This is a genomic window from Vibrio sp. 10N.222.55.C6, from assembly GCF_041473395.1.
GTDB classification, from domain to species: Bacteria; Pseudomonadota; Gammaproteobacteria; order Enterobacterales; family Vibrionaceae; genus Vibrio; species Vibrio crassostreae_C.
This window is the reverse complement of sequence record NZ_JBFRSD010000448.1, coordinates 1-235: the sequence shown is the minus strand read 5'-3', so window position 1 is coordinate 235 and position 235 is coordinate 1. Positions and strand designations below refer to the sequence as shown.

The following is a 235-nucleotide window of genomic DNA, read 5'->3' as shown; positions in this document are numbered from 1 at the left end:
AATATAAAGAGGATCAGAAGATATTGAATATGACATGATATTATTTGAAACACCCAACCATAAGTTATTTTTTTCTGTATTGAAATCTTGATTTGGTAAAATATTATCGCTATTAACTAGAGATGAGTAACATTGATTATAACTAGCAAGATATAGTATCATTGCTGATTTAGTTTTATGCTCACCTGTAATCCTATCTCTAGCAGCGTCTATGCTTAAAATATTCAATGAATTC

At 28.1% G+C, this 235-nt stretch carries 1 protein-coding gene; it reads right to left on the bottom strand.

The features are described from left to right. A partial coding sequence (locus AB4486_RS24530) for a hypothetical protein (RefSeq protein ID WP_372119271.1) occupies positions 1-235 on the bottom strand: 235 nt, incomplete at both ends.